Annotated in this window: 28 protein-coding genes and 1 tRNA gene; 11 read left to right on the top strand and 18 right to left on the bottom strand. The window is 67.8% G+C overall.

Going from position 1 to position 24,482, the window contains the following annotated elements:
- Positions 1-25 precede the first annotated feature (25 nt).
- On the top strand, positions 26-235 hold the full coding sequence (locus ABD108_RS16605; protein WP_220657327.1) for a CsbD family protein: 210 nt from the start codon (positions 26-28) through the stop codon (positions 233-235).
- A 78-nt stretch (positions 236-313) separates the two neighbouring features.
- Here the strand turns inward: ABD108_RS16605 and ABD108_RS16600 are convergent, their stop codons facing one another.
- The 3 genes from ABD108_RS16600 to ABD108_RS16590 are packed head-to-tail and all read right to left on the bottom strand — an operon-like array spanning position 314 to position 2,666.
- Positions 314-937 (bottom strand): cyclase family protein, encoded by a 624-nt coding sequence (locus ABD108_RS16600; protein ID WP_343930844.1) that lies wholly within the window; start codon positions 935-937, stop codon positions 314-316.
- Positions 934-2,271, bottom strand: coding sequence for a purine-cytosine permease family protein (locus tag ABD108_RS16595; RefSeq protein ID WP_343930843.1), 1,338 nt, complete (start codon positions 2,269-2,271; stop codon positions 934-936). Before ABD108_RS16595 ends, ABD108_RS16600 begins: the two co-directional genes overlap by 4 nt.
- The gene (locus ABD108_RS16590) at positions 2,271-2,666 is read right to left on the bottom strand and encodes a YybH family protein (RefSeq protein ID WP_305112318.1); all 396 of its coding nucleotides are present in this window, start codon (positions 2,664-2,666) and stop codon (positions 2,271-2,273) included. The genes ABD108_RS16595 and ABD108_RS16590 overlap by 1 nt, the downstream gene beginning before the upstream one ends.
- 220 nt (positions 2,667-2,886) lie before the next feature.
- Between ABD108_RS16590 and ABD108_RS16585 the strand changes: the two genes are divergently transcribed.
- The 3 genes from ABD108_RS16585 (at position 2,887) to ABD108_RS16575 (ending at position 5,487) form a co-directional block, all read left to right on the top strand.
- Positions 2,887-3,762 carry an Lrp/AsnC family transcriptional regulator gene (locus tag ABD108_RS16585; RefSeq protein WP_343930842.1) on the top strand — a complete coding sequence of 292 codons (876 nt, stop codon included), beginning with the start codon at positions 2,887-2,889 and terminating at the stop codon, positions 3,760-3,762.
- Between the two features lie 43 nt (positions 3,763-3,805).
- Positions 3,806-4,897: a histidinol-phosphate transaminase gene (hisC, locus tag ABD108_RS16580; RefSeq protein WP_343930841.1), complete on the top strand. Its 1,092-nt coding sequence runs from the start codon at positions 3,806-3,808 to the stop codon at positions 4,895-4,897.
- Positions 4,898-5,052: 155 nt separating this feature from the next.
- Entirely contained in the window at positions 5,053-5,487 is a 435-nt protein-coding gene (locus ABD108_RS16575; RefSeq protein ID WP_220657321.1) for an acyl-CoA thioesterase, read from the top strand.
- Here the strand turns inward: ABD108_RS16575 and ABD108_RS16570 are convergent.
- The 6 genes from ABD108_RS16570 to ABD108_RS16545 form a co-directional block, all read right to left on the bottom strand.
- The gene (locus tag ABD108_RS16570) at positions 5,460-5,750 is read right to left on the bottom strand and encodes a hypothetical protein (RefSeq protein ID WP_305112316.1); all 291 of its coding nucleotides are present in this window, start codon (positions 5,748-5,750) and stop codon (positions 5,460-5,462) included. The genes ABD108_RS16575 and ABD108_RS16570 overlap by 28 nt on opposite strands.
- Before the next feature lie 6 nt (positions 5,751-5,756).
- Complete coding sequence (locus ABD108_RS16565; RefSeq protein ID WP_220657319.1) at positions 5,757-6,935, bottom strand: hypothetical protein; 1,179 nt, start codon at positions 6,933-6,935, stop codon at positions 5,757-5,759.
- Entirely contained in the window at positions 6,932-8,068 is a 1,137-nt protein-coding gene (locus ABD108_RS16560; RefSeq protein WP_343930840.1) for an acyltransferase family protein, read from the bottom strand. The genes ABD108_RS16565 and ABD108_RS16560 overlap by 4 nt, the downstream gene beginning before the upstream one ends.
- Before the next feature lie 75 nt (positions 8,069-8,143).
- The gene (locus tag ABD108_RS16555) at positions 8,144-8,956 is read right to left on the bottom strand and encodes a hypothetical protein (protein WP_343930839.1); all 813 of its coding nucleotides are present in this window, start codon (positions 8,954-8,956) and stop codon (positions 8,144-8,146) included.
- Positions 8,957-9,077: 121 nt separating this feature from the next.
- Positions 9,078-9,782 (bottom strand): hypothetical protein, encoded by a 705-nt coding sequence (locus tag ABD108_RS16550; protein ID WP_343930838.1) that lies wholly within the window; start codon positions 9,780-9,782, stop codon positions 9,078-9,080.
- Between the two features lie 48 nt (positions 9,783-9,830).
- Complete coding sequence (locus ABD108_RS16545) at positions 9,831-10,613, bottom strand: sulfite exporter TauE/SafE family protein (protein WP_220657316.1); 783 nt, start codon at positions 10,611-10,613, stop codon at positions 9,831-9,833.
- A gap of 25 nt (positions 10,614-10,638) precedes the next feature.
- On the opposite strand from ABD108_RS16545, the gene ABD108_RS16540 reads away from it, so the two are divergent.
- Together ABD108_RS16540 and ABD108_RS16535 are read left to right on the top strand one after the other, a co-directional pair.
- Complete coding sequence (locus tag ABD108_RS16540) at positions 10,639-11,148, top strand: CGNR zinc finger domain-containing protein (RefSeq protein ID WP_305112312.1); 510 nt, start codon at positions 10,639-10,641, stop codon at positions 11,146-11,148.
- A 77-nt stretch (positions 11,149-11,225) separates the two neighbouring features.
- Entirely contained in the window at positions 11,226-11,783 is a 558-nt protein-coding gene (locus ABD108_RS16535) for an FAS1-like dehydratase domain-containing protein (protein ID WP_343930837.1), read from the top strand.
- Here ABD108_RS16535 and ABD108_RS16530 read toward each other — a convergent pair.
- The 3 genes from ABD108_RS16530 to ABD108_RS16520 are packed head-to-tail and all read right to left on the bottom strand — an operon-like array spanning position 11,770 to position 14,586.
- Complete coding sequence (locus ABD108_RS16530) at positions 11,770-12,978, bottom strand: cytochrome P450 (RefSeq protein ID WP_343930836.1); 1,209 nt, start codon at positions 12,976-12,978, stop codon at positions 11,770-11,772. The genes ABD108_RS16535 and ABD108_RS16530 overlap by 14 nt on opposite strands.
- A gap of 51 nt (positions 12,979-13,029) precedes the next feature.
- On the bottom strand, positions 13,030-13,602 hold the full coding sequence (locus tag ABD108_RS16525) for a TetR/AcrR family transcriptional regulator (RefSeq protein ID WP_343930835.1): 573 nt from the start codon (positions 13,600-13,602) through the stop codon (positions 13,030-13,032).
- A gap of 36 nt (positions 13,603-13,638) precedes the next feature.
- Positions 13,639-14,586: an oxygenase MpaB family protein gene (locus ABD108_RS16520; RefSeq protein ID WP_305112307.1), complete on the bottom strand. Its 948-nt coding sequence runs from the start codon at positions 14,584-14,586 to the stop codon at positions 13,639-13,641.
- A gap of 151 nt (positions 14,587-14,737) precedes the next feature.
- Between ABD108_RS16520 and ABD108_RS16515 the strand changes: the two genes are divergently transcribed.
- Complete coding sequence (locus tag ABD108_RS16515) at positions 14,738-15,775, top strand: hypothetical protein (protein WP_343930834.1); 1,038 nt, start codon at positions 14,738-14,740, stop codon at positions 15,773-15,775.
- Between the two features lies 1 nt (position 15,776).
- Here the strand turns inward: ABD108_RS16515 and ABD108_RS16510 are convergent, their stop codons facing one another.
- Positions 15,777-16,064: a DUF1905 domain-containing protein gene (locus ABD108_RS16510; RefSeq protein ID WP_305112301.1), complete on the bottom strand. Its 288-nt coding sequence runs from the start codon at positions 16,062-16,064 to the stop codon at positions 15,777-15,779.
- Positions 16,065-16,512: 448 nt separating this feature from the next.
- Between ABD108_RS16510 and ABD108_RS16505 the strand changes: the two genes are divergently transcribed.
- Positions 16,513-17,001: an SMI1/KNR4 family protein gene (locus ABD108_RS16505; RefSeq protein WP_343930833.1), complete on the top strand. Its 489-nt coding sequence runs from the start codon at positions 16,513-16,515 to the stop codon at positions 16,999-17,001.
- A 264-nt stretch (positions 17,002-17,265) separates the two neighbouring features.
- Here the strand turns inward: ABD108_RS16505 and ABD108_RS16500 are convergent, their stop codons facing one another.
- The 4 genes from ABD108_RS16500 to ABD108_RS16485 all read right to left on the bottom strand — a co-directional run bounded on the left by ABD108_RS16500 (position 17,266) and on the right by ABD108_RS16485 (position 20,988).
- Positions 17,266-18,045, bottom strand: a complete 780-nt coding sequence (locus ABD108_RS16500) for a class I SAM-dependent methyltransferase (RefSeq protein WP_343930832.1) — start codon at positions 18,043-18,045, stop codon at positions 17,266-17,268.
- The gene (locus ABD108_RS16495; RefSeq protein WP_343930831.1) at positions 18,042-19,610 is read right to left on the bottom strand and encodes an AMP-binding protein; all 1,569 of its coding nucleotides are present in this window, start codon (positions 19,608-19,610) and stop codon (positions 18,042-18,044) included. Before ABD108_RS16495 ends, ABD108_RS16500 begins: the two co-directional genes overlap by 4 nt.
- Positions 19,611-20,174: 564 nt before the next feature.
- Complete coding sequence (locus ABD108_RS16490; protein ID WP_343930830.1) at positions 20,175-20,720, bottom strand: hypothetical protein; 546 nt, start codon at positions 20,718-20,720, stop codon at positions 20,175-20,177.
- Positions 20,721-20,900: 180 nt separating this feature from the next.
- Positions 20,901-20,988: transfer RNA gene (locus tag ABD108_RS16485), tRNA-Ser, on the bottom strand.
- Between the two features lie 79 nt (positions 20,989-21,067).
- Between ABD108_RS16485 and ABD108_RS16480 the strand changes: the two genes are divergently transcribed.
- Genes ABD108_RS16480 through ABD108_RS16470 form a run of 3 tightly spaced genes read left to right on the top strand, consistent with a single transcriptional unit; the run spans position 21,068 to position 23,813 of the window.
- Complete coding sequence (locus tag ABD108_RS16480; protein ID WP_343930829.1) at positions 21,068-22,045, top strand: NAD(P)H-quinone oxidoreductase; 978 nt, start codon at positions 21,068-21,070, stop codon at positions 22,043-22,045.
- Entirely contained in the window at positions 22,042-23,037 is a 996-nt protein-coding gene (locus tag ABD108_RS16475; RefSeq protein ID WP_220657306.1) for a hypothetical protein, read from the top strand. Before ABD108_RS16480 ends, ABD108_RS16475 begins: the two co-directional genes overlap by 4 nt.
- Positions 23,034-23,813 carry a hypothetical protein gene (locus ABD108_RS16470; RefSeq protein WP_343930828.1) on the top strand — a complete coding sequence of 260 codons (780 nt, stop codon included), beginning with the start codon at positions 23,034-23,036 and terminating at the stop codon, positions 23,811-23,813. The genes ABD108_RS16475 and ABD108_RS16470 overlap by 4 nt, the downstream gene beginning before the upstream one ends.
- A gap of 16 nt (positions 23,814-23,829) precedes the next feature.
- Here the strand turns inward: ABD108_RS16470 and ABD108_RS16465 are convergent, their stop codons facing one another.
- The gene (locus ABD108_RS16465; RefSeq protein ID WP_220657305.1) at positions 23,830-24,471 is read right to left on the bottom strand and encodes a LysE family translocator; all 642 of its coding nucleotides are present in this window, start codon (positions 24,469-24,471) and stop codon (positions 23,830-23,832) included.
- Between the last annotated feature and the right edge of the window lie 11 nt (positions 24,472-24,482).

Genomic DNA, 24,482 nt, shown 5'->3' with positions numbered 1-24,482 from the left:
GACATCTACCGAGAGGAAGTGCGGCATGGGAATCGCAGATGACGCGAAGAACAAGGCAGAGGACCTCAAGGGCCGTGCGAAGGAGGCGGCCGGCGCCGCCACCGGCGACGACGACCTCAAGGCTGAGGGCCAGGCCGATCAGGGTCTCGCCGCGGTGAAGGACAAGGTCACCGAGGCCGCCGACAAGGTCAAGGAGGGCGTCGACGCCGTCAAGGACAAGTTGACGGGCAACTGATGCCACGCGGCGCCTGAGCCGCAGCACGATCACGAGGCCGGTCCCGATCGCGGGGCCGGCCTCGCCGCGTCGAACCCGCTAGGCGAGCCGGGCGACGGCGCGCACGGGCGCACCGTCGAACGGGCCCACCCGGAGCGGGTGGATCCCCACCTCGCACTCCACGGGAAGATCCGTGAGACCGCGCAGGTTCTCGACGATGAGTCCATCGCGGCCGAGCACCAGGGCGTGCACGGGAAAGCTCTCGGAGTCGATCGGGTCCGGACTGTAGGTGTCCACACCGAGCACCCGCATTCCCCGCTCCCACAACGCTTCCGCCGCCGCGGCCGACAGGGCTGGGTGTTCCCGGTATCCGGGAGTGCCGAACCATCGGTCCCAGCCCGTCGCGATCAGCACGATCGCGGGCAGCCGGGGCGGCAGATCGCCGAGCGCCTCGGGACCGATCACGCCACCCGCAGGAACATCGACACGGACCACCCGGGCGAGGCCCAGGAGTTCTTCGATCCCGATGTCGGCCACGGTGCGCCCGCCGTCGACGGTGTGGCACGGGGCGTCCACATGGGTGCCGCTGTGCGTGGACAGGTGCAGCCGCGTGACCGCCACACCGTCGGCGTCGAGCGTGAGCGCGGGCTCGACGACGATCGGCGGGTCGCCCGGGTACTCGGTCCCGGGGCTCAGCGTGTGCGTGAGATCGACCCAGCTCACGCCGAAACCGGCTCCCGCGTCCGGGTCGCGACGCTCACCGCCCAGTAGAGCCCGGCGCTCACCAGGAAGGTGGGCACGGTGGCACCCACCGGGCTCACCCACAGGTAGGTGATGGCCGAGGAGAAGCCGACGCCCACCAGCCACACGATGACCGCCACCGGGTTCCAGCCGCCGCGGTACCAGTAGTCGCGCGATCCGGCCTCGGCGAGTGAGGCGGCGTAGCGACCGCGCCGCAGCACGTAGTAGTCCACGATGATGATCGCGAACACGGGGATGAAGACGATGCCGATCGCGGTGAGGAAAGCGGTGAACTTGTCCAGCAGCGCCAGCCACGCCGATCCGGCGATCGAGATGATTCCCAATCCCAGTGCGGCTGGGAGGAACCGGATCCGTCCCGGTTCGGCGTTCACGAGCGAGGTGACCATCCCGTACACGGCCATGGTGTTGGTGGCCATCACGGAGAAGAAGACCACGATCGCGAGTGGCACCCCGAACTCGGCGACGATCACCGTCGGGTCGAAGGGCGGGGCGTCTTTGCCGTTCGCGAGCAGCCACGCGATCGCGGTGGCGCCCAGCGCCATCGCGGCCACCGTGGACGCGACGTAGCCCAGGCCCGAGCCGATCACGCCGCCGCGCTCGGTCTTGGCGAACCGGTTGATATCGGCGGAGAGCACGGTCCACGAGATCGCCGTGGCCACCACGATGTCGAAGATCCCGAGCCCGCTGAGGCCTTCGGGATCGCGGAGCAGCGCGTTGAGCCGGTCGAAACCGTCACCGAACATGTCGATGAACAGGTAGGCCATGATCGCCAGGATCACCACGGCCAGAATCGGTTCCACCTTGGCGATACCCGCGTGACCGAAGATCGCGAGCGAGACCACGATCACCTCGCACAGCACGGAGAACAGCGTGGGGTTGGAGTAGCCGGTCTGCTGCTGCACCACGTAGTTCACGGTGACGCCGGCCAGCATGGCCTGCACCCAGCTCCAGCCCATGAGCACGGCGATGTTGGCGGCCACCGGGATCCGGCTTCCGCGAACACCGAACGAGGCCCGGGTGAGTGCCATCGTCGGCAGTCCGGTGCGGGTGCCCACGTTGCCCACGGTCACGAGCACCAGGGCACCGACCACCGTGCCCGCCAGGATCAGCCACAGCGCGCTGCTCAGCGAGACCGACGGGACGAACAGCGTGCCGGTGAGCATCGTGGTCACCACGAGATTCGCGGCGAGCCAGATCGCGAAGACGCGCCGCCCGCTGAGATCGCCGGTCACGGGGGTGCCGTCGTCGGCGCCGGCATGCAGGTGGGCGTCGAGTCGCCGGTAGTAGCGCAGCATCAGGCGGCCGAGAGGTGCTCGTGGACGGCGATGAGCCCGCCGTCGGGGGCCGCGGCGAAGACGATCGATTCGCGTTCGCGGGTCTCGGTGCGGGTGCCGTCGCCGTCCTGGGTCACGGTGCGCACCGAGTGGCTGAACACTGCGGTGGCGCCGACCGTGGTGACCACGCGCTCGCTGCTGTCGCAGGACACCACGTGCCAGCCGGTGTTCACCCAGCCGGACCACAGTCGCTCGTATTCGGCCCGGTCGCCGAGGGTGCGAGGTTCGGTGTGGAAGACGAACGTGGCTCGCGGGTGGAAGCCCGCGAAGTAGCGATCGGTATCGGTGGCGGCGAAGGCCTCGATGATGCGGTCGGCGGCGGCGAGCACATCGCCTTCGGGGATTGAATGGTCCATTTCGTCTCCTGACCTGCGGCTCTCCCGCGCTGGGTCGGCCAACTGTAAGCCCCATCACAGGGTCGTGCAAGCAGTTCGGAACCGGTGAGAATCGATCGACGATCGATCTGCGCATGTGGAGGGCGATCTGGTCTCCATTGGGCGCGCCGAAGCGTGTATGGGTGCACTATTGGAGCAGTGCGCCGTGCGGAAAATGCGGCGTGGAACTTCGGGAGGGGCGATGGACGAGATCGACCGGGCGCTGCTCGACCTGCTCGCACGCGACGGGCGGATGAGTCATCGCGAACTCGCCGCGGCCGTCGGCGTCACCCGCGCCACCGTCGCCTCGCGTCTGCGCCGGCTCCTCGATTCGGGCGCCTTCACGGTGCAGGGCGTGGTGCATCCGTCGGTCCTCGGACGCGGCACCATCTGTTACGTCCGGATCGAGGTGGACGGTCCGGCGGCCCCCGTGGCCGGGGCCCTTGCCGCGCTCCCGGAGGTCGTCTACGTCTCGGTGACCACGGGCCGGTTCGCGGTGGCCGTGGAGATCCGCACGGGCTCCGCGGAGGCCGTCGACGGTGCGCTCGCCCGCCTGCGCTCGCTGCCCGGTGTCGCGCGGGCGGAGACGCTCGCCTACCGGGAGGTGCACCGGGACGCGGTCGGGCCGGTCGGCGATGCCGATGCCCAGCTCGACGAGGCCGATATCGCGCTCCTGCGGAGCCTGGAGCGCGACGGTCGGGCGTCCTACGTCCAGCTCGGTGCCGCCGCGGGCCTGTCGGCGGCCGCCGCCCGGCGGCGGGTGCTGCGCCTGGTGGACGGCGCGGTGGTGCGGATCGGGCCGATCGTGAGCCGCGGCTCGGAGCACGCGATGGGGATGGGGATCCACGTGACCGGCGCGGCGCGCGCCGCCGCGGACGAGGTGGCCGCGGTGGCGGGCGTCAGCTTCCTGGCGCGCACCGTGGGCACGTTCGATCTTCTGGCCACCGTCCGGTCCCCGGCCGCCGCCGGGCTCGCGGAGGCGGTGGACGCGGTGCGCGCCCTGCCCTCGGTGTCCGGGGTGGAGACGTGGTCGCACCTGCGGTTCGTGAAGGAGTCGTACGCCTCGCTCGGGGAATGACGGTGCTCCGAGGGGCGGCGGACCGTCGGACTACCCTGGCGGGGTGGCCTCCGCGAACGAATCCCAGTCCGGACAGCTCGGCATCCGCGCCGATCTCGAGACGCTGCCGGCGTACGTGCCGGGCAAGTCGGTGCCGTCGGCGATCAAGCTCTCCTCGAACGAGGTGGTCGACGGTCCGCTGCCCTCCGTGGCCGCCGCCCTGGCCGAAGCGCTGGCGGGGGCGAACCGCTATCCGGACAACGGTGCCGTGGCGTTGCGGGCCGAGCTCGCGAAGCTGACCGGGGCCACCGAGGAGCAGGTGCACGTGGGCTGCGGTTCGGTGGCGCTGTGCCAGGACCTGGTGCAGGTCACCTGCCGCCCCGGCGACGAGGTGATCTTCGCGTGGCGCAGCTTCGAGGCCTATCCGATCATCACTCGGGTGGTGGGCGCGGTGCCGGTGCAGGTGCCGCTCACCGCCGATGCGGTGCACGATCTGGATGCGATGGCCGCGGCGATCACCGACCGCACCCGCCTCATCTTCGTCTGCAACCCGAACAACCCCACCGGGACCACCGTCTCGGAGGAGCAGCTCGAGGCCTTCCTGGCGAAGGTCCCGCCGCACGTGATCGTGGCGCTCGACGAGGCGTACTACGAGTACCACCGCGGCAACGCGCAGAGCGGTGAGCGGATCGACGGCGTGGCCGTGGTCGCGCGGCACCGCAACGTGATCGCGCTGCGCACCTTCTCGAAGGCCTACGGCCTGGCCGGGGTGCGGGTGGGCTACGCGATCGGCGATCCGGAGCTGATCGCCGCGATGACCAAGGTGCACCTGCCCTTCTCGGTGAGCGTGCCCGCGCAGGCCGCCGCCATCGCCTCGCTCCGTGCGAGCGACGAGCTGCTGGCGCGCACCGAGGGCGTGGTCGCCGAGCGCGTCCGCGTCCGGGACACGCTGCGGGAGGCCGGGTACGACGTGCCGCACACGCAGTCCAACTTCGTGTGGCTGCCCCTCGGCGACGATGCGGCCCGGTTCACCGCCGACGCCGCCGAGGCGGGAATCCTGGTGCGCGGCTTCGTGGGCGAGGGTGTGCGCGTCACCGTGACCATCCCGGAGGAGAACGACGCCTTCCTGGACTTCGCCACGGGCTGGCAGCAATAGATGCGGTGTACCGAGACACCGGACGGAACCGGCGGTGTGCCCGCCCGACGACTCTCGGATTCTGTCCACAGCGGACAATTCCATCGCAACCTGTCCACCGCGGACAGAATCCGAGAGCGCAGCACGGGCATGAACCGCCGAAGGAGAGCAGATCGATGAGCCTGTCCAAGCATGAGTTCGCGTTCACCGCGCACGTCCCGGTGCGCTGGTCGGATATGGATGCCCTGGGGCACGTCAATCACGCGCGGATGGTGACGCTGCTGGAGGAGGCACGCATCCAGTGGCTGCTGTCGGCCGGTGAGAAGTATGCGCCGCTGATCAAGAGCGCATTCATCGCCGATGTGGCGATCAAGTACAAAGCCCAACTGTTCCACGAGGATTCGCCGGTTCAGGTGGGCATGTACATCGCGGGCAACCGCAGCGTCGACTTCACCATCGGCTACGAGGTGCGGGCCGCGGGGGCCGCGCCCGAATCCAAACCCGCGATCCTCGCCACCACGCAGATGGCCGTGGTCGATATCGACAAGCGCGCCCTGCGCCGCCTCACCGACGAGGAGAAGTCCTACCTGGCGTCCTGGTCCCGCGACTGATCCCGACCGTTCTCCGCGGTGAACAGCTGCTTCACCTCGCCCTTCGGCAGCGACCTGAAACGCAACACCGCCGATGTGAGAACGAGGATCGGACCGGCCGACCACGGTTCGCCGAGTGCCGCCGGGATCGCGCCGGCGATCACGAGCAGTACGAAGGCGTTGCACCTGCGCCACCGGTTGGTCGTCGTATTCGTGCCCCAGACGACCCACCCCGCCACCACGAGGGCCACGCTCGCGAAGAACGCGACGACGGCAGTGGTCATGCGGCGCTACCGCTCGGCCGGTGCATCCGGGCCATCGGTCACAGCCGGTGATTCGCCTCGGGGCGCCGACGGAGGCAGGGCCTGCCGTTTCGGCCCGCCGATCTCTCCGCGCACGCCCACGATCTGGCTCGCGACCCGCTTGGCGCTCTGCGTGGAGATCTCGCGTTCGCCGGAGCGCAGCACCAGCTCGTGGATCTGCTGGTCGATGGATTCGATCGACATGCGCCGGGGCCGTTTGGAATCGGCCACGTCCACCAGGTCGCCCACCTTGGTCAGCGCCGTGACCCGGTCCACCAGCTCGTCCCAGACCCGGTCGAGCTCGCTGGAGCGCGTACCGTCGGCCAGTCCCGGGGCGTAGCGCAGCTGGCCCCACACCGACTTCAGCTGCGCCACATCGGCGGAGATCTGCACCAGATCGGTGGGGAGGTCGAGCTGCAGCAGTTGCTCGTCGAGGTCGCCGGAGCTCACCGACCGCGAATAGGTGACCTTGTCGTAGACAAGGCCGGCGAGGAACAGCAGCACGTCGTAGCGGTCCTCGAAGATCAGCAGCCGGGGATCGGGGGCGCCGTGTCCGTCGACCCAGTCGGCCACCTGGGGCGCGAGCCGCAGCACCGGCCCGGCCACGCGGGAGACGGTGCGCGCCGCCACCGCGCCGGCCGACGGCGTCATCGGCAGCGGGGTCTGGCAGAGCGCATCGAAGAGTGCGTCGCGCTCGTCGAGGTCGAGGTGGACCGCGTCCTTACGTGCCTTGCGCACGGCGCGAACACCCGCTGCGAAGGACACCCGGTTCAGCGTGAAGGCGTGGCGGTAGCCCGCCAGCTTGCGGCGGGCATCGGCGGCGCGGATCGCCTCGGCCGCGCTCTTGGCCTGGGCGAGCGGGCTGGGCGGCACCCCGTCGACCGACGGTGCCGGGGGCGGAGGCTCGGCGATCCGCCCGAGCTTGCGCAGCTTGGCGTAGCCGCCGATGTCGGGAAAGGCGCGCTCGGTGTCGAAACGGTTGATCACCACCTCGCGGGCGGCGGGTTGGAGATGGCCGGCGGCGATGAGGAGTGCGGCCTCGTCGGACAGCTCGCGCCGCGGCATGGGGATGGCCCGGGCGTCGCACCAGCGGCGCACGGGCGCCTCGATGTGCACCTCGGGTTCGGTCGCCTCGATCGGCACCTCCCGCGGTTCCGGTTCGGTCATCCGGTCACCCCCTCTCGTCGCTGCTGCGGTCGCTTCCCCCGGCCATTGTCCCCGAACGGCAGCGCCGCGCGCAGCCCCCACGCGAGCGGGACGCTGACCAGCGACGTCGCGACGAAGGCGACGGCGATGTTCCCGGTGAAGGGCGTCCACCGGAAGACGTCGAGCAGCAGCACGTCCATCACGATGAGGTGCACCAGGAAGTACTCGTAGGAGATGCCGCCGAGCCACACCATGGGTCGGCTGCCGAGGAACCGGTGGTAGGGGTCGGCTCTACCGGGGGCGAGGGCGAGCGGAGCTATCAGCGCGGCGGCCACGACGAGGTAGAGCGCGGATTTCACGATGGCCTCGACCGCGCTCTTGGGCACCATGGTGGGCGCGCCTCCCACCGCGGGCAGTGCCGAAACCACGAAGGCGGTCACGGCGAGCACCAGGCAGGCGGGGGTGGCCCAGCGGGGCCAGCCGCGGATCAGCTCGGCGCACACGGTGAGCACCATCCCGGCCACGAACCACCACAGGTAGGCGGGTGGCCACATCCGTGCGGTGATCTGGATACCGGGGGCGATGACCGCCCAGATCGGGCTCACCGCGCCCAGCACCGCGAGCGATCCGAGGAGGAGGCCGGGGCGCCAGCGGTACCGGCAGATCACGGCGGTGAGCACCCACCCGATGAAGGGCAGGGCCACATAGAAGGCCACCTCGACGGCCAGGCTCCAGGCCTGCGTGAGTCCCACCCGCAGGTGCCCGAAGCCGTAGATCTGGATGAATCCGAGGTTGCGGAGGTAGCCGTCGAGGCCCCCGCCCGAGGGGTTGGGCTCGTATCGCACCAGACCCAGCAGGTAGACGAAGGTGACCACCACCCAGTACGCCGGGACCACACGGCGGAATCGGTGCCAGGCGTACCGCCGCAGATCGGGCTGGTGGTGCTGCCCCTCGCGCAGCAGGCGCACCCACGGCCGGAACAACAGGAAACCCGAGAGCGCGAAGAAGATGGGCACGCCGATCTCGAACCGCGCCCACAGGTGCCCCGGGAAGTCGTCGGTGTAGTGACCGGTGGCGAACGCGGCGTGCGTCAGGCACACCGAGGCTGCGGCGACGGCACGCAGCCCGGTGAGCGGCGCTACCCGACCTTGCATCCATCCATTTTGCCCCGTCGGTCCGTCAGGCCCCAGGGGGCATGGCGGCGCTTGCGACGAACCGCGGCGGTCCGATCAGCGCGCATCGTCGGGGTCGATCACGAGGCGCACCATGAGCCGCTCCGGCGGTTGCGCAGTCCGAGCACCGAAACCGGTGTGGGAGTGGCTGGGCCGGCTCATCGCGCTCGCCCGCACCACCTCGCCGCGCACCCGATGGGTCAGCGTGGACAGCAGCCCGTTCTTGCTGAGCCGGACGTCGCCGAGGTCCACCTCGATCACGCCGCCGACCTCGGGCGCGGTCGGGCCGAAGCACGCCGCGGGCCCGGCGAGCACCACGGTGCGCCGGTCGCGGTCCTCGCGGAGCACGCGGGCGTCGATCTCGTCCTGCGTGGGGAAGTGCACGTCGGTCACCCGGATTCCGGCGACCACGCCGGGTGCCGCGGGGCCGCCCGGTTCGGCGCGGTCCTCGGGCCGGCGGGTGGCCTCGCGCACCTCGCGGTACTCGACGGTGCTCGGGTCGATCGTGAAGGTGCCGTCGGGTCCGCGCACGTACCGGCCCGTCTCCTCGACCAGCAGCTCGATCCGTCCGGCCACCTGCGGCGGCAGACCGTGCCCGTGCCAGCCGAGGCTGATGATGATGTCGGTGCGGTACGGATCGGTGACCGAGTGGCCGAGCTGGGCGACCACGTCACCGATCTGCACCAGGCCGCTGCGGGTGTCCCAGTCGTGGACCACCGGCGCGGGATAGCCGGGCCGGTGGCTCGGATAGAGGGTGAGGGCGCCGAGCACCGTCCCGCCGCGCCGCGGGACCTCGCCGCAGCACTGGTACTCCCACCGGGAGATGTGCACGTAGAGCAGCGCCGGGTCGAACGACAGCGATGAGTTCACAATTCTTCACCGGCGCTGGACGATTCGTAACCCTCCGGTGCCACCTCCCGCGCGTCATCGTAACCGCGACCGCTGGAGACGGCAGTGGTCAGGATCAACGCGAGGTGCAGACCACGCGGGTTCAGCAGTAGCCGCAGATACCGGTGGCGGCGAGCTCGGTGAAGCAGTTGGGGCACAGCTTGGCCTGGCGCGGCTCGGGCTTCGCGGGCGCGGAGGCCTTCGCGGGCTTGGCCGCGGCACCGGCGCTCGCGCGGGGCGCCGCGGTGGTGCGGGCCTTGACCACGCGGCCGGACGCCTTCTTCGCCGGACGGGCCTTGACCGCCTTGGCTTGCGCGGCGCGGCGCGCCTCGGCGAGCTTCGGGGTGAGCTGCGGGCCGGCGCCGGCGGGGATCGTCGCACCGTAGTGCAGGTAGCAGGCGAAACGGGCGGCGGCGGCGTGCTCGTCCAGATCGGCCGGAACGGGCAGTCCGGCGGCGGCCACGGCGTAGGCGTATCCGTCGCCGACCGTCTGATCGTGTGCGACGGTGAGCGCCACGAGCGGCGGCTCCCCCGCGGCCTGGCAGCGGTCGGTGACGCGGCGCTGCAGAGCGGCGATCCAGGTGCGGACGGGGGCGCGGGTCGCGATGCCCGCCTCGGCCTGAGCGCGGGCGGCGAGCTCGGCGAAGCTGATGTAGGCGCCGTACCGGCCGGCGGTTTCCGCGAGCACGGCGTAGGCGGCGTCGGCCCACTGGTCGAGCGCCTCGTCGAAGGGCACCGAGAGTTCGTTCGCGGTCCGCCACGCTTCGAGGTCGATCGGATCTTCCAGGGCAGGGACGGCTTCGCTCACTGACCTAGTTTACGTCCGCGCATGGGGTACAACGCAAACCGTTGCGCTCTACGTGAACTGGCGCACAACGTCGTACCCGATCTTGCAGATGAACGCGGAGACCACCACGAGGAAGACGATCTTGACGAAACCGCTCCCCTTCGCCACCGCCGTGCGCGCGCCGAGGTAGCCGCCCGCCACGTTGGCGCACGCCATGGCAATGCCCAGCTTCCAGTAGCCCGCGCCCTGCGGCAGGAAGACCACGAGCGAGGCAAGGTTGGTGGCGAGGTTGGCGACCTTCGCCTTGGCGGAGGCCTCCAGGAAGGCGTAGCCCATGAGGCCCACCATCGCGAACACGAGGAAGGAGCCCGTGCCCGGGCCGAGCGCACCGTCGTACACGCCGATCGCGAACCCGGCCAGCCCGGCCGCCACGAGATGACGGTGCCCCGCGAACCGCAGGGCGGTGCTGCCGCCGAGATCGGGCTGGCGCAGCGTGTAGACGAAGACCACGATGAGCGCCGCCAGGATGATCGGGTTGAACGCCGCGCGCGGGATGTGCGAGGCGATCAGCGAGCCCACGATCGCGCCCGCGAAGGCGGGGACCGCAAGAGCGACCGCGGTGCGGGCGTCGGGTTTCACGCGGCGCCAGAAGGTGATGCTGCTGGTGGTGGTGCCCGCGATGGAGGCCATCTTGTTGGTGGCCAGGAGGTGGATCGGCGCCGCGCCGGGGAAGGCGATCAACAGGGCGGGCAACTGGATCAGGCCGCCGCCGCCCACCACCGAGTCCACCCAGCCGGCGGCGAGAGCGGCCAGCAGGAGCAGCAGCAGGGTGGTCGTGGAGATGTCGGGCACCGACCCATCGTGCTGTAATGGCCTTGTGCATATCAACCCTTACGGAACCGATCCGGTGCTGCTGGCGGTCGACCTGGCGAACCGCCCGCCCGCCGATCTGACCGACCTGGTCCGGCGGTGCGACGAGCACGACATGTCGATCGAATCCGTGGGTGAGGGCGACTTCGAGGGCTGCCGCGCGGTGATCGACGCGTGGCTCACGGTGGTCGATGCCGCCGAGGTGTCCGAGCGGGTGGAACTGCTCAACGCGCTGCTCGCGACGCACGCCTCGCACCCGCGGGTGACCGACCACGCCGGCACCGGCTGGCACATCCACTACCGCGAGTCCGGCGCCACCCTGGCCGGTCAGCTCGCGGTGCTGATCCTGACCGGCACCGCGCTGCACCTCACCGAACGGGGGATGACGCGGCTCGGACGGTGCGCCTCCTCGGACTGCGAGCGCGTCTTCGCGGACGTCTCGCGCAACGGGCGGCAACAGTACTGTTCCCCGCGCTGCGGCAGCCGCGAGGCGGTGCGCCGGCATCGGGCGGGTTGACCCGCGACAAGCATCGGCAGTGATCCTTGGAGGTCCGCACAAGACCTTCGGGACATCCGTCCCCGTACCGTCGCCACATGCCCAACGACACCGCACTCGCCAACCGCCCCCTGACTCCCGAGGAGATCAGCGAGCGCGCGGAGGCCGCCGTGGGTTACCACTACGTGCACCCGGAGACCTACACCGTGGGCCGCGAGAAGGTGCGCGAGTACGCCCGCGCCTCGCAGTTCACCGATCCGCGGTACTTCGAGCTCGACGCCGCGGCGGCCGCGGGTTACGACGATCTGGTGGCGCCGCCCATGCTGGTGAGCGTGGCGGGCATCGTCGCCAACCGGCACCTGTTCGACGATTCGGTGATCGGCTACGGCGCGAGCCAGCTGCTGCAGGCCGACGAGTCGATGACCTACCACCGGCCGATCGTCGCGGGCCACGAGCTGACGATGCACGTGCACGTGGACAAGTACCGCAAGGTCGGCGGATTCGACATGGTCACCATCCGCAACGAGATGTACTCGCAGCAGGACGAGCACCTGGTCACCTTCTCCACCACCCTGATCGGCGGCTCGCCGGACGACGGTGCCGACTACGGCGACGTGGCCGAGAAGATCGTGATGCACGGGGTCATGAACGCCTGACGCGCATGGGCAGCGACGACAGGCCCCGCACGTTCAGCGAGTGCACCCGCTCGGCGGCCTCGAAGTCCACCTCGTAGCCGCGCACCGTCGAGACCACCTCGCCCAGAGCGATATCCGCCTCCAGCTTGGCGAGGTGCGATCCCAGGCAGAAGTGGCTGCCGAAGCCGAAGCTGAGCGAGGCCGAGGTGTCGCGACCGATCCGGAAGGCGGCCGCGTCGTCGAAGATCTGGGCGTCGCGGTTGGCGGAGGCGACCAGCAGCAGCACCCGATCGCCCTCGGGGATCACGGTTCCGCGGAATTCCACCTCGGATGTCGCGCGCCGCAACAGCATCTGGGTCGAGGTGTCGTAGCGCAGGGTCTCCGCCGACCACTCCCCCATCCGTGGCGGTGCGGCGAAGGGCTTGGCGCCCTCGTCGGGAAATCGCGCGCCCCAGTACATCGCGTTCCCGAGGAGCTTGGTGGTGGTCTCGTTCCCGGCCACGATCATGAGGATCAGGATGCCCACGATCTCCGCATCGGTGAGGGCCTGTTTCTCGCCGTCGTCGCCCTCCACCTGCGCGGCGATCAGGGCGGACACCAGATCGTCGGCGGGGCGGCCTCGGCGTTCGGCGACGAGATCGAAGTAGTACCGATAGAGGCCGAAGAAGGCCTCCGCCGCCGGTTGGGGAACGTCGAAAACACCGTCCTCCCTGTGGATCAGCACATCGCCCAGCCTGCGCAGCTCATCCCGATCCGCGATCGGCACACCCATCATCTCGGAGATCACCTCCATGGGCACCAGGGCGGCGAAGTCGGCGACGAAGTCGAACTCGGCGCGCTCCAGGCACGCCGCCCAATGTTCGCGCACGCGGCCCTCGATCCACGGCCGCAGTTCGCCGACTCGCTTGGGGGTGAAGGCCTTCGCCACGAGCCGGCGGATGCGCATGTGCCGCGGATCGTCCATGGCGATGAAGCTCATCGCGTACTCGGCGTCGGGGGTGTAGGCCGCCGGCTCCAGCGTGACACCCCACGCGCTCGACAGTCGCTCCGTGTCCCGGAAGGCCGCACGCACGTCGTCGTAGCGGGAGAGTGCCCAGAAATCGCGCTCCGGGTTGTAGTACACCGGCTGTTCGGCGCGCAGGCGCTCGTACACCGGATACGGGTCGTCATGGAAGGCGTGGGAGTACGGGTCGAGCACGGTCGTGGAACTGGACATGTGTCCAGACAGTAGTCCAGATCCCGCCGAAGTGGAACAGGTTCTCGGTATTCAGTCGCGCATCATCAGGTCGACCGCGCGGGTCAGCGCCGCCTTCGACGCCGCGACATCGATGTATCCCATCCCCGCCTGCACGAGCACACCCGAGTACGCGAGCTCGACGGACTCCACCAGCCCCGACGGTGCACCCGGCCCGAGCGCTTCGGCCAGGCGCCCGCGGATCAGCAGGCCCACCCGCAACCGCACCACCTGCGCATCGGGCTCGTGCCCGAGCAGTGCCGTGTTCACGGCGGTGGCGAACTGCGGATCGATCAGCACCAGATCGACGAGCCCGCAGAGCACCTCCAGGAGCCGATCCCGCGGGGACGCAGACGGATCGGGCTCGACGAGCTCGGCTTCCACCCTGCGGGCGAAGACCTCGGCGATCAGATGGTTCTTCGACGAGAAGTAGGTGTAGGCGGTGGCCGGCGAGACCCCCGCGGCACGCGCCGCCAGCCGCACGGTGAACCCGTCGACCCCGTGCTCGGCCAGCACCGCGGGCACCGCCGCGCACAGCTTCGCGACGGTGTCCGCCTGAGTGGGGGTCAGTCGCCTGCGGGGCAGGTCCGACGGTGCGCTGGACATGCGTCCAGACCCTAGTCCAGACCGCGCACCGGCGGGCTAACGGCGCTCGCGCCAGCGGTCGATCGGGGTCTTACCCTGCTCACCGAGGGGTTCGTCGAGGATCTTCTCGCGCCCCAGGATCGATCCGGTCACCCGCAGCCGCAGCCGCAGGTCCCACAGCATCAGCTTGTTGTAGAGCGTGAGCGCCTGCGGATTGACCACGTCGGCCAGACGCAACAGTCGGAGCAGGCGATCGAACCACTCCTGTTCGGTGTCGGTCCACCCCCAGCCGAGCATCTCCCGGAAAGCGGGCGGCAGATTCCCGCGCGTCATGAAGTGGTTGAGCGGGCCGAAGATCTTGGCCAGAACCCATCCGGGAGGGCCGAGCGCCTCGTTGAGGAACATGAAGTCCGACAACGATTTCAGATCGTCGCGCACCTCGGGGGCGATCGCGAGCGACGGCAGCATCGAGTTCCAGTAGTCCTCGAACTCCTGCCAGCTCTGCGGCCACGCCGACTCCGGAACGTTGACGCCCGTGGCGAGCGGTGCCGCCGCCGGCGTCAGCACGTCGAGCGTCTCGCGATCGAGTGGGCCGTACAGGAATTCGTACTGATCGATGTAGAAGCGGTACAGGCAAGCCGCCACCCACAGCTGCAGTTCGCGCGAGTTCCCGCTGTACTTCACGGGGCTCTTCTCGGTCGAGTGGACGTGCGCGTGCACCTTGGCCATCTCGGCTCGGAAGGCCGCGCGATCCTGCTCGTCGCCCGCAACCGAGACCACGAGGTGCTGGCCGGTAGTGCGGAGCCGCTTGAACGGGTGCCGCCGCGGGCTGCCGGATTCGACCCGGCTCTCGTGCACGCCATGCCCGACCGGCGGCAGCGACAGCTGCATGATGATGTTCGCGACGCCACTGGTCAGCCCCACCATCGTGAGCAGGTCCGCAAGGGTCTGCGGCTGCCGCCGCGCGCGGCGGCTGCGAGTGAGGAGCTGATCGACGACTGCCATATCCCTATCATGCATTCACCACCGCAAAGATGCACCCTTTTCGAGAACACGTCGTAACTTGGCCGCGGCGCCCGGTGTCAGACATCGGCCCCGGGAATCGAACGGCCACCGGTACCGTCGGGGGCACTGCCCCTTCACCGATGGAGCCCTCATGACGGAATGGGTCGAAGTGCTCAAGGTCCTGGTCGACGGGCCGCGCCTGCCGGTCCGCGGGGTCGTCCGCACGCTCCACGCCGATCTGATCGACCGCACCGAGACCTTCGGTTTCATCGGTGCGCCGCCGATGCCGGTGGTTCTCGGTGACCACGACGTCCGGGTCTGGCGCGAAGGACGGCGAGTGCGGGTGGAGCGCCCCGACGGCTCGCCGTACTTCATCACCGACGGCGTCACCGCGTGGGAGTTCTCCGACGATCCCGACGAGAGTCCGACTCACGCCCCCGCGGACCGCGTGTACTACTCGGGCCCCGGTTCCGAACTCCTGATCTCCCGCAGCGCCCAGGACTGGCTCCACGGCGACGATTTCACCCGACCGAACGGCCCGATCGGAGAGACCACGTTCCTCGATAGATCGTGCTGGACAGTCGAACTCGCGCCCCCGGAGCACAAGCCGTACCCGCTCCAGATCATCGTCGACCGGGAATCCGGCGCGATCCTGCAGGAGCGCAACGACGATGCCGGCTTCTCCGTCGAGTACATCGAACTCAGCATCGGAGAACCGGTCGACGGTGCGGTGTTCACCTGGACCGGGCCCTCCACTTCCCTGGATGAACGATGGGCTGCGCGGCGGGCGGAGTACGAGGCTGCGGAGCAGGCGCGGCTGGCGGAGAGCCGCACATGGTTCACCGACCACGTCGCCGCCCCCGCGCTCACCGTGGAGGTGGCCCTCGGATTCTCCTTCTCCCACTTCTACGATCTCGATCGCGCCGACGGCAGCTTCTCCGCGCGGGTCCAGGCCGATCGGGCGGGCGGACCCGACGGGGTTCTGTCCAGGCGCGCCCGATCCACCCAAGAATGGGACTTCGGGAGGGTCGGTTACCCGGTTCGTCGATGGTCCACCAGTGATTTCGATTGGGCGTGCTGGATGTCGCAGGACTTCCTCGATGACAACGCCCTCGGCCAACTACAGAGGCACCTCCACCCGGACGAATCGGCCGTCGATCAGTTCACCGTCGAACCGGACCACACCTGAATCAGTTCAGCCGTTCCGTGAGGTGGACCGTCACCTCGTCACCGTCGGTCTTGCCGATCTCCTTCCGGATCGCGGCGGATACCGGCAGCTTGTGGGTTCCGTCGCCGAGCGCCATGAACGACGAGGTGAAGGGCTCACCGTCGACCGTGCCCTTCACCTTGACCAGCCCTCGCGTGCCGAAGATCGTGGCGGAATCCGGGAGCTGCACGCAGGTCCACGTGTCTCCCTCCCGGACTTTGCCGAGTGTTGCTGTGAAGGTGATGTCGAGCGGGCCTGCCGTGGCTGCCATGAAGCCTCCTTGGAACGAACTGGCGGTGGAGTCCAGTCTCCACCGGCGCGATCGCTGCGTCCGAGCTTCCGACCTGCGGAGGGTGACGGGTTTATCCTCGTCTGACTTGATTCAGGTCGTGGCCTTGCCACACCTCGATTCCGTGAAGGCTCCTTGCGCGTCCTCCGACCCCACGCAAGATTCACTGCTACGGATGCTGCGTGTGACTGCCGTAATGCCGGGAGGGTGGGGCACCCACAGGCCTGAGCTGACAGCGGGACAGCTCAGACAGGTAGTAGCTGGTTCTACTCGCGTCTGCGGAATCGGCAACGTGATTTTCGGAGGCACCGGTGGCATCGCCCAGTGAAATTGACACCCGGATACACCAAGAGCCCCGACCGCGATCCTTGTTCGTGCGGTGGGCGCTGGCCTCGATATCAGTGAGTCGATCCCCCAACAATAGTTAGAGGTGAATATCGTGTTCATAACATACCTTGCTCGCATCGCCCCTCCTCCTCGGGGACCTCCTGGAACGCAGTACGACTGGCATGAAATCGAGAGCCAATTCGTCCGCCTTCCTGATGATTACAAGCTATTTATCGACGTCTATGGCGCTGGCCGATTCTGGGGTGGCAAACTTGGCATCGCGCCTCCCTCCTGGATCGAGGAGAATCGACCAGGTGCCGACAATGGCTACGTGGAATTTTTCTACGATTTCGCTGATGCACGCTCAGTGGACATCGACATCGACGTAGTCGGTAACGCGAGCACTGAAACCGTGTACGGCTCAACGGAAGATACCTACCTGGCGTTCGGTGCTGCCGGCACGGGACAGATGCTGCTCTGGCGCATTAATGATCCAGATCCGAATCGATGGCCTGTACTGGTGACGGATGGATCCGCCATCGATTTACGACGCCAACGGAATGGTCCACTACCCGGTGTATCTGCTAGGTGAAAAGGGGTCGACGGTGGCGTTCGGCGATGATTGGCTTGAGAGTGCGACCCGGCTCAACTCAGACTCTCCTTACGTCAGGATTGATAGACAAAGCGCCGGACAATTCCGGAGTTGATTGGGGCGCGCCCCGGGTCGTCGAGAGTGTTCCCGTCCGAGTTTTCGCCCCCGGGAACCCCTCTCTAAACTACGGAGGGTGCGCTATGGTATTCGAACCTGAGTAGTGAGACTAAGAAGATTCTGTCGGGCGAGATCTGGGCCCTCGCATCACCCTGTAGTTGTAGCGCTCCGCACAGCAACGAACGACCCATAGTGATCGCGGATACCCGAATCATTCACTCGCCGAACCTCGGAGAAGCCAGCTTCTAAGAGCGCAACAGTGAGCTGCTCGGCTCCAAGAATTCGTGAGACCCTCTCGAAGGTGTATTCGCTCTCAGAGATAGTCATCGCCACAGACCAGACCCGCTGACCTGAATGCCGATTTGCTTCGATGACCTCGACGACCTCTACCGGCCGCGCATCATCGAGTGCACCGGTACGAACGCTCCGGCGCACCGACACTTCTTCGGATCCCTCCTCGACGGGAAAGTCGACAAATAGATACCCGCCAGGCTTGATCGCTCCGTACATCCCACTCAGATGTTCGACGAGGCTCGTGAAATCGCTCGGATCATCGACACGGCTATCCCCTGCATCGGCATACGCCAGAGAGTTTCCGCGACACAAGATCAGCTCGAAAACCTGGGGGAACGCGTGCGCAAGCTCATTCCAACGGAGCAGCAGCGGCTTTGCGGGCACACCTGCGGCGTCGGAGTTGGCAGAGAACCGCTTCAGCATCTCAGCGCTTCCATCCGAGCACACTATGCTGTGCCCGAGCTTGAGCAGTTCAATAGTTCCGAAGCCCGTCCCGACCGCACAGTCGAGCACCGGACCTCGGATCTCAAGTTCGCCTGCTAGCCCGACGAACTGATCAACAAACGCCGCCGAATCTGTGCAGACATGGAGGTATGCGTCCAGCACCTCTGCTGGGTGTAGTTCGGTCTTCATCCTCGCGTCACCTCGCTCAACCCCCGAGTGGCCTCAACAAGGCGTAACACGGATGCGCGATCAACCTTGCTGTTGTGCCGCACGTCGGCTGGCAGCGAATCGCCCAGCATCACCACTGTCGGGCGTGGCACACCCGCACGATCCGCTTGCAAGTCAAGTACGAACTGATCAACCTCAGCAACGGAGTCCTTGGGAAGCACGTAGAACAACTCTCCGCGCAGCGCCGAGTACACCACCGCGCTAATCGACGCGCCCGTGGCCATGTTCCACATCTGCTCTAGTGCGTCCGGGTAGAGGTTGGTGCCACCAGGAAGGGGAATCACATCCTTCTTCCTGCACACGAACCACAAACGGCCATCGTCGTCCAGGTATCCAAGGTCGGCAGTGCGATGCCAGACCCGTTCGGTCACGACATCACGCAGTTTCGCGTGGCGCTCAACGTCTTCTCGGCGAAAGTAGGTTCGCGTCACGCGGCTACCTGAGACAACGATTTCCCCGACCACGGCGGAAGTGACACTCGCGCGCGCGATCGAAAAATCTCGTGCTTCGTACTCGACAGGTATGACGGCGACCGCCATCTCGTCAGTGACGGCGCCGAGCGGCACTCCTGCGCCCGCATAGGTCTTCGTACCCGCTAGATACACAAACTCAGTTGCGTCGATGACCGTGATAGGCATGACAGCTTCAGTGCTCGCGAAAGGTATTCTGACTGTTGTGTTCGGGAGCGCGGACGCAATTCGTTCGACTAGGCGCCCGCTCAGGGCCGACCCGGCAGTGGCTGCAACGAGGATCGGTGGCGCAGCCATTCGCGACTCCTGAAGAAAGCGAACCATTCTATCCCAGACGAGCGGCGAGGCAAAAACATAGTCGCAACCGTATTCGACCATTTGGCCGTGTACCGACTCGATAGGGATCTTCAGCGGTTGTAGCGTTGTCACGTCGGGAAGCACCGCCGTTCTGCCGATTGCAATAGCTACGAGCGCCAGGTGCGGGAACAGGCAGAACTCAGTCCGGATCTCGGAGGCCGCTGAGTAGTAGCGAATCTGCGATGAGAGTTCGCGAGAAGACCACGGGACGCCTTTCGGGATGCCAGTGGTCCCACTTGTGTAGAGCATAAGGATCGGGTCAAGCACATCCCAGCTCGAAACCCATTCGCCGAATCGGTCGGTGCTGTCGCTGCAGCGAGAGGTCCCGATCGGATTGAAGTGTCGCAGCCCGAGGGTGTCTACTTCGCTGGTGGTGACCCACACCTCCGCCTCCAGCTCGTCGATGCATTGCTTGAGCGTTACATCCTTCGAGTTCGGGTCCAGCAGTGCAGGCGTAACGTTCACGGTGAACGCGCCGAAGCAGGCGACAACAAAGTCGAGATCGAGCGCTCCCGTCATCACGACGTTGCCACCGGGGCGTGCGCCAGCATTGACCATCCTGCGGCCCGCGGTAGTGGCGCACGCAAGCAGCGCCTCGAAGGACAGTGTTCGCCCCGTCTTCGCTTCCACCACCGCTACGTCGTGTGGACGTTCGTGCGCCGACACGATGACCTCATCCAACAGGACATTGCCCGTCAAGTAGCTCATTCTTCCCCCCGGTAAGGCCACGGGCGGTAAGTGTCCGCCCCTAACGAACGGTCAGAGTAGCGCACGCTGTGCAACCGCAAGGGGCGAGCGACGAATCCTGTTCGCCGACGCTTTACGCGTCAACTATTTGCGCGACTCCTCCGTTAGAGACAACAAGGCCTGTCAGGGGATCGACTCGCGTGTCGCACATGACGCGGGTCACAGACGGATAGGGCCCGCCTGAAGTGCCACGTAGGAGGGAGGAGCGCCCTGGACGACCAAGCGAACCATGGTTCGGATGCTGATCAGCGCCAAGAGCCTGTGATCGAGGTCAAGCTAGTCGATCAGGGATCGAGCGACACGGTCCTCGGTAGCGGACTGTCCAACGATGACCGACTCCGATTCCAGCGCGGACGCTGACGGCGGCGCTGTCTACCTCGACCATTTGCACAGGGTCTTTGCCGAAGATCGTCACCGATACGACCGGGTACTGTCGCGGTCGGAGTGACTAACCCGCACGATACTAACTGGTCTCGTCCCCCTTGTACCGAACCTGAAGGAATAGCTACGCCACTCTTAAGCGTAATCGTCCACCCGAGGAAGAAATCGAGGTCGGATAAATTCGAACAGCACACAAAACGGAGTGTAGATCGGGCAGAACCCGCATACAAATACATCGCACTCTCGTTGAATCTTCGCGGCGAACAGACCGACAATCGCCATGACACCCAGCGAGACTAGAAGACCCCACCGTCCGACAATCTCAGATACAGCGCCTGCTGCAAGCACTGCCACGTAGGTTCCCCAGGACAGGGACGGCGCAGTGACCCCGTTGCCCCAACTGACTGCGGTAGCGACGCCAAGCGCGGTGCCGACAAGAAGCACGATGATTGCCCCTACGAGACATGTCAACCACGAGTCGCCCGTCAACATACTGTGAGCAGTAGACGTCCAACCTGCATCGATGCCGACCTTCTCAAGGCCGGAACCTACCATCTGCAGTGGCGATAGCCTCTCGTTCGGACCTCCCCTTACGACGAGCAGGACAACGACGACAGCAGCCGCGACGTTGACGGCAAACTTGACCGGCAAAAAGCTCAGAACCTTTGACAGTATTTCCATACTTCGACGCTAGCGCGCCCGCCTGACACCTTTCGGCAAGAGTCGCCCCGCGCTAAAGACGTGCACGTGGCCAGTATGACCAGCGTAGTCGACCAAACACGGCGCTCCTGAGCATCGGTGATGGGAATAGCAGAACCCCGCGCTCGCTGACGCTTGCGCGGGGTTCGAATAAGGCACATTTGGCGGAAGCGGAGGGATTTGAACCCCCGGTGGTTTCACCCACGCTCGCTTTCAAGGCGAGTGCATTCGGCCGCTCTGCCACGCTTCCCTGCGCCGAATGCTACCGGACCACGGACCGGCCGACGGCCCACGACCCATCGCCGTGGCGGGTGTGCTACCCATGAACCATGAAGGCGATCGACGTCGATGAAACCACCCAAGACCTGCGGCTCGTCGATATCCCAACCCCGGAGCCGGGGCCCGGCGAGGTCCGGATCAAGGTGGCCGCCGCCGCGGTGAACCGGGCCGACCTCATGCAGCGCCGCGGCCTGTACCCGCCGCCGCCGGGCGCGAGCCACATCTTGGGCCTGGAGGTCTCGGGCACCGTCGACGCGCTCGGCGAGGGCGTCACCAGCCTGCGTCCCGGCGACGAGGTGTGCGCACTCCTGGCCGGCGGCGGCTACGCCGAGTACGCGGTGGTCGCGGCCACCCAGTGCCTCCCGATCCCCGCCGGTGTGAGCCTGGTGGACGCCGCCGCGCTCCCCGAGGTCTCGTGCACCGTCTACTCCAATGTGGTCACCGAGGCCGGGCTCAAGGCCGGCGAGACGCTCCTGCTGCACGGCGGTGGCAGCGGCATCGGCACGCACGGAATCAAGCTCGGCAAGGCGCTCGGCGCCACGGTGGCCGTGACCGTCGGCTCCGAGTACAAGGCGCAGCGCTGCCGCGAGCTCGGCGCCGATATCGTGATCAATTACCGCGAACAGGATTTCGCGGAGGAGCTGGACGGCCGGGCCGACGTGATCCTCGACATCATGGGCGCGAAGTACCTCCCCGGCAACGTGCGCGCGCTCGCCCCGCACGGGCGCCTGGTGATCATCGGCATGCAGGGCGGCACCGAGGGAACGCTGAACATCGCTGCGCTGCTTGCCAAGCGCGGCCGGGTGAGCGCGACCAACCTGCGGGGCCGCCCCGCCACCGGACCGAACAGCAAGGCCGAGGTGGTGAGCGGTGTCATCGAACACGTGTGGCCGCTGGTGGCCGCCGGCGAGGTGAAGCCCATCATCTCCGCCCGCCTCCCCTACACCGAGGTCGACGCCGCCCAGGCCCTCCTCGATTCGCCCGAGTCCATCGGCAAGGTACTTCTCGTCGTGGATCCGCAGGCATGACAGACGATCTCGGTGCACGCCTCCTCGACGCACAGGTCGAGTTCGCGAAGAAGCAACTGCGCGACACCGCCTATCACGCCCTCGTGATCGACGAGGTCGACCACGCGCTCGCCGAGGCCTCGCGACTGACCCTCGCCGAATCCGTCACCCCCGACATGATCAAGGCCGTCGCGGCGAAGTACGCCGTGCAGGTCCCCGTGGAGGGCGCGATCCCGGAACTGGTGGGCGAGATCGCCGGCCGGCTGTACCGGCACTCCGCGAACGAGGAGACCAGCCTCGCCGATGTGGTCGACAGCCGCCGCTTCGACGAGCTCCTCACCGCTGTGCTGGAGATGGAGGTCACCCAGCGGATCCTGCAGCAGCTGTGGGAGAGCCCCGTGACCGCCGATACCGTGAGCTCCGTCCTGCACGTGGCCGCCACCTCCGCGGCCGACGATGCGGCCCGCGTCCTGGACCGGAATCCCGTGACGCGCACCGTCGCCGGTGCCGCGAACCGCGTCTTCGGCCGGGCCCTGCCCGCCCTCGGCGAACGCGCCGACGAGGCCACCCGGCGGGGCGTACGGGCCGTGCTGCGGCGCGCCACCGTCGACGGTGACCGGTCGGTCGCCGAGGCGGTCCGCGACGTGTGGCGGCGCAACCGAGAGAACCCGCTGGCCGCCTACCGCGACATGGTGACCGACGCCGACATCGAAGACGTGGTGGTGCTGATCTTCGAGTTCTGGCGCACCTTCCGCGACACCGACTACTTCCGCGCCCTGCTCGACGAGGGCATCGACCACGTCTTCGACAAGTACGGCGACACCTCGCTGTACGACCTGCTGGCCGAGCTGGGCGTGGGCCGCGAGGACATGATCGAGGAGGCGCTGCGCTTCGGGCCGCCCGTGATCGCCACCCTCGACGAGCGCGGCGTGCTCGACGCCCTACTGCGCCGCCGCCTCGCGCCCTTCTTCGAATCCGACGAGTATCGTGCCGCCATGGAGAATCGCCCGTGAACACCCGCATCGCCGCCGCGGCCGCCGCCGCGGCCCTGCTCGCCACCGCCGCGTGCGGCCAGAACAGCACGCCCGCACCGTCGTCCAGCTCCACCGAGCCGGCCGCCGCATCCAGCGCCGGTGCGTGGTCGTCGTCCGCCCGTCCGGGGCCGGCCCCCGCGGGTGCTCTCGCCTCCCCCGCGCACGGCTACTTCCCCTCGCTCACCGCGACACCGGGAACACCGGACGGGGCAACGGTGTCGATCCCGACCCTGCAGGGCGGCGACCCGGCGGTCACGAAGCGGTTCAACGAGGCGATGAAGGCCTCCCGCGCCGGAATGCCCCCGGCCGATGAGAGCACCACCGCCAGCGACGGCGAACTCACCGGCGGATACCGCAGCGGCGTCTCCCGGATCGGCGCGAATGCCGTGGCCGGGCGCATCGTCCTCTACTGGAACGGCAAGGGTGCGGCCCACCCGAACAGCAGCCTCGGCACCGTGGTGATCGCGACCAAGACCGCCACCCCCGTCACCGTCGACGACGTGTACCGCGACAAGTCCGCCGCGCTCGGCCGGATCCGCGGCCTGCTCCCCGAACTCGACACCAGCGGACGGCTCCGCGCGGACAACGTGAGCGGCGACGACATCCTGGACGCGTGGCTGCCCACCGCGACCGGCATCGAGGTCTACGTGCCCGTGGCGCACGCGGCCGGCGATTACGTGCCCGTCGTGGTCCCGTACGTCAAGATCGCCGATCTCCTGCGGCCGGGCATGCTGGACGTCCTGCGCGCCGACTGACTATAGGGCCGACTGACTACAGGAAAGCCGTGACCACCACGGCCACACCGCAGATCGCCACGATGATGCCGCCGGCGAGCGAGATCATCCGCTGCGTGCGCTCGGTGGACCGCGATCGCAGCGCGGCGCCCACCGCGACCAGCACCTGGCACCAGCCGAGCGAGGCGATACCCACACCCAGCGCGAAGATCCCGGCCACCGCGGGCTCGTGCAGCCGCGAGCCCAGGCCCACGGCGATCGCCATGAAGTACAGCAGCGGCATCGGATTGATCATGGTGAGACCGAAGAACAGCCCGAACCGGCGCAGACCGGTGCGGGCGGCGCGGTCGGCATCGGTGGTCGCGCCCGGGGGCCGTCCGCGGAAGGCGTTGCGCAGTGTCACCGCCGCCACCACGAACAGCAACACGCCGCCCACGGCCGCGGGCCACTTGCCCCAGCGCTCCACCGTGGGCGCCACCACCGACCCCGCCGCGAGAGCGATCACGCAGTAGAGGAAGTCGGCCAGCCCCACACCGCAGGCGGCGGGCGCACCGCGGCGCCACCCCCGATCGGTGCCCTCCTTGAGCAGGAGCACGCCGATCGCGCCGATGGGCACGGTGGCGCCGAGTCCGGCGAGGATCCCGGCCCCGAAGGTCGAGATCAGCTGCGCGGCATTCACCCGGAGGCCGC

It is taken from the genome of Tsukamurella strandjordii (genome assembly GCF_039525985.1).
Lineage (GTDB): Bacteria > Actinomycetota > Actinomycetes > Mycobacteriales > Mycobacteriaceae > Tsukamurella > Tsukamurella strandjordii.
Note: the sequence above shows the minus strand (reverse complement) of the source record. Positions and strands in the feature narration are given on the sequence as shown.

Bases quoted from the DNA above. Each gene is read 5' to 3' on its own strand.
- ABD108_RS16605 (WP_220657327.1), top strand. From the start codon at position 26: ATGGGAATCGCAGATGACGCGAAGAACAAGGCAGAGGACCTCAAGGGC.
- ABD108_RS16595 (WP_343930843.1), bottom strand. From the start codon at position 2,271: ATGCTGCGCTACTACCGGCGACTCGACGCCCACCTGCATGCCGGCGCC.
- ABD108_RS16590 (WP_305112318.1), bottom strand. From the start codon at position 2,666: ATGGACCATTCAATCCCCGAAGGCGATGTGCTCGCCGCCGCCGACCGC.
- ABD108_RS16585 (WP_343930842.1), top strand. From the start codon at position 2,887: ATGGACGAGATCGACCGGGCGCTGCTCGACCTGCTCGCACGCGACGGG.
- ABD108_RS16575 (WP_220657321.1), top strand. From the start codon at position 5,053: ATGAGCCTGTCCAAGCATGAGTTCGCGTTCACCGCGCACGTCCCGGTG.
- ABD108_RS16570 (WP_305112316.1), bottom strand. From the start codon at position 5,750: ATGACCACTGCCGTCGTCGCGTTCTTCGCGAGCGTGGCCCTCGTGGTG.
- ABD108_RS16565 (WP_220657319.1), bottom strand. From the start codon at position 6,935: ATGACCGAACCGGAACCGCGGGAGGTGCCGATCGAGGCGACCGAACCC.
- ABD108_RS16560 (WP_343930840.1), bottom strand. From the start codon at position 8,068: ATGCAAGGTCGGGTAGCGCCGCTCACCGGGCTGCGTGCCGTCGCCGCA.
- ABD108_RS16535 (WP_343930837.1), top strand. From the start codon at position 11,226: ATGCCCAACGACACCGCACTCGCCAACCGCCCCCTGACTCCCGAGGAG.
- ABD108_RS16530 (WP_343930836.1), bottom strand. From the start codon at position 12,978: ATGTCCAGTTCCACGACCGTGCTCGACCCGTACTCCCACGCCTTCCAT.
- ABD108_RS16525 (WP_343930835.1), bottom strand. From the start codon at position 13,602: ATGTCCAGCGCACCGTCGGACCTGCCCCGCAGGCGACTGACCCCCACT.
- ABD108_RS16520 (WP_305112307.1), bottom strand. From the start codon at position 14,586: ATGGCAGTCGTCGATCAGCTCCTCACTCGCAGCCGCCGCGCGCGGCGG.
- ABD108_RS16515 (WP_343930834.1), top strand. From the start codon at position 14,738: ATGACGGAATGGGTCGAAGTGCTCAAGGTCCTGGTCGACGGGCCGCGC.
- ABD108_RS16510 (WP_305112301.1), bottom strand. From the start codon at position 16,064: ATGGCAGCCACGGCAGGCCCGCTCGACATCACCTTCACAGCAACACTC.
- ABD108_RS16500 (WP_343930832.1), bottom strand. From the start codon at position 18,045: ATGAAGACCGAACTACACCCAGCAGAGGTGCTGGACGCATACCTCCAT.
- ABD108_RS16490 (WP_343930830.1), bottom strand. From the start codon at position 20,720: ATGGAAATACTGTCAAAGGTTCTGAGCTTTTTGCCGGTCAAGTTTGCC.
- ABD108_RS16480 (WP_343930829.1), top strand. From the start codon at position 21,068: ATGAAGGCGATCGACGTCGATGAAACCACCCAAGACCTGCGGCTCGTC.
- ABD108_RS16475 (WP_220657306.1), top strand. From the start codon at position 22,042: ATGACAGACGATCTCGGTGCACGCCTCCTCGACGCACAGGTCGAGTTC.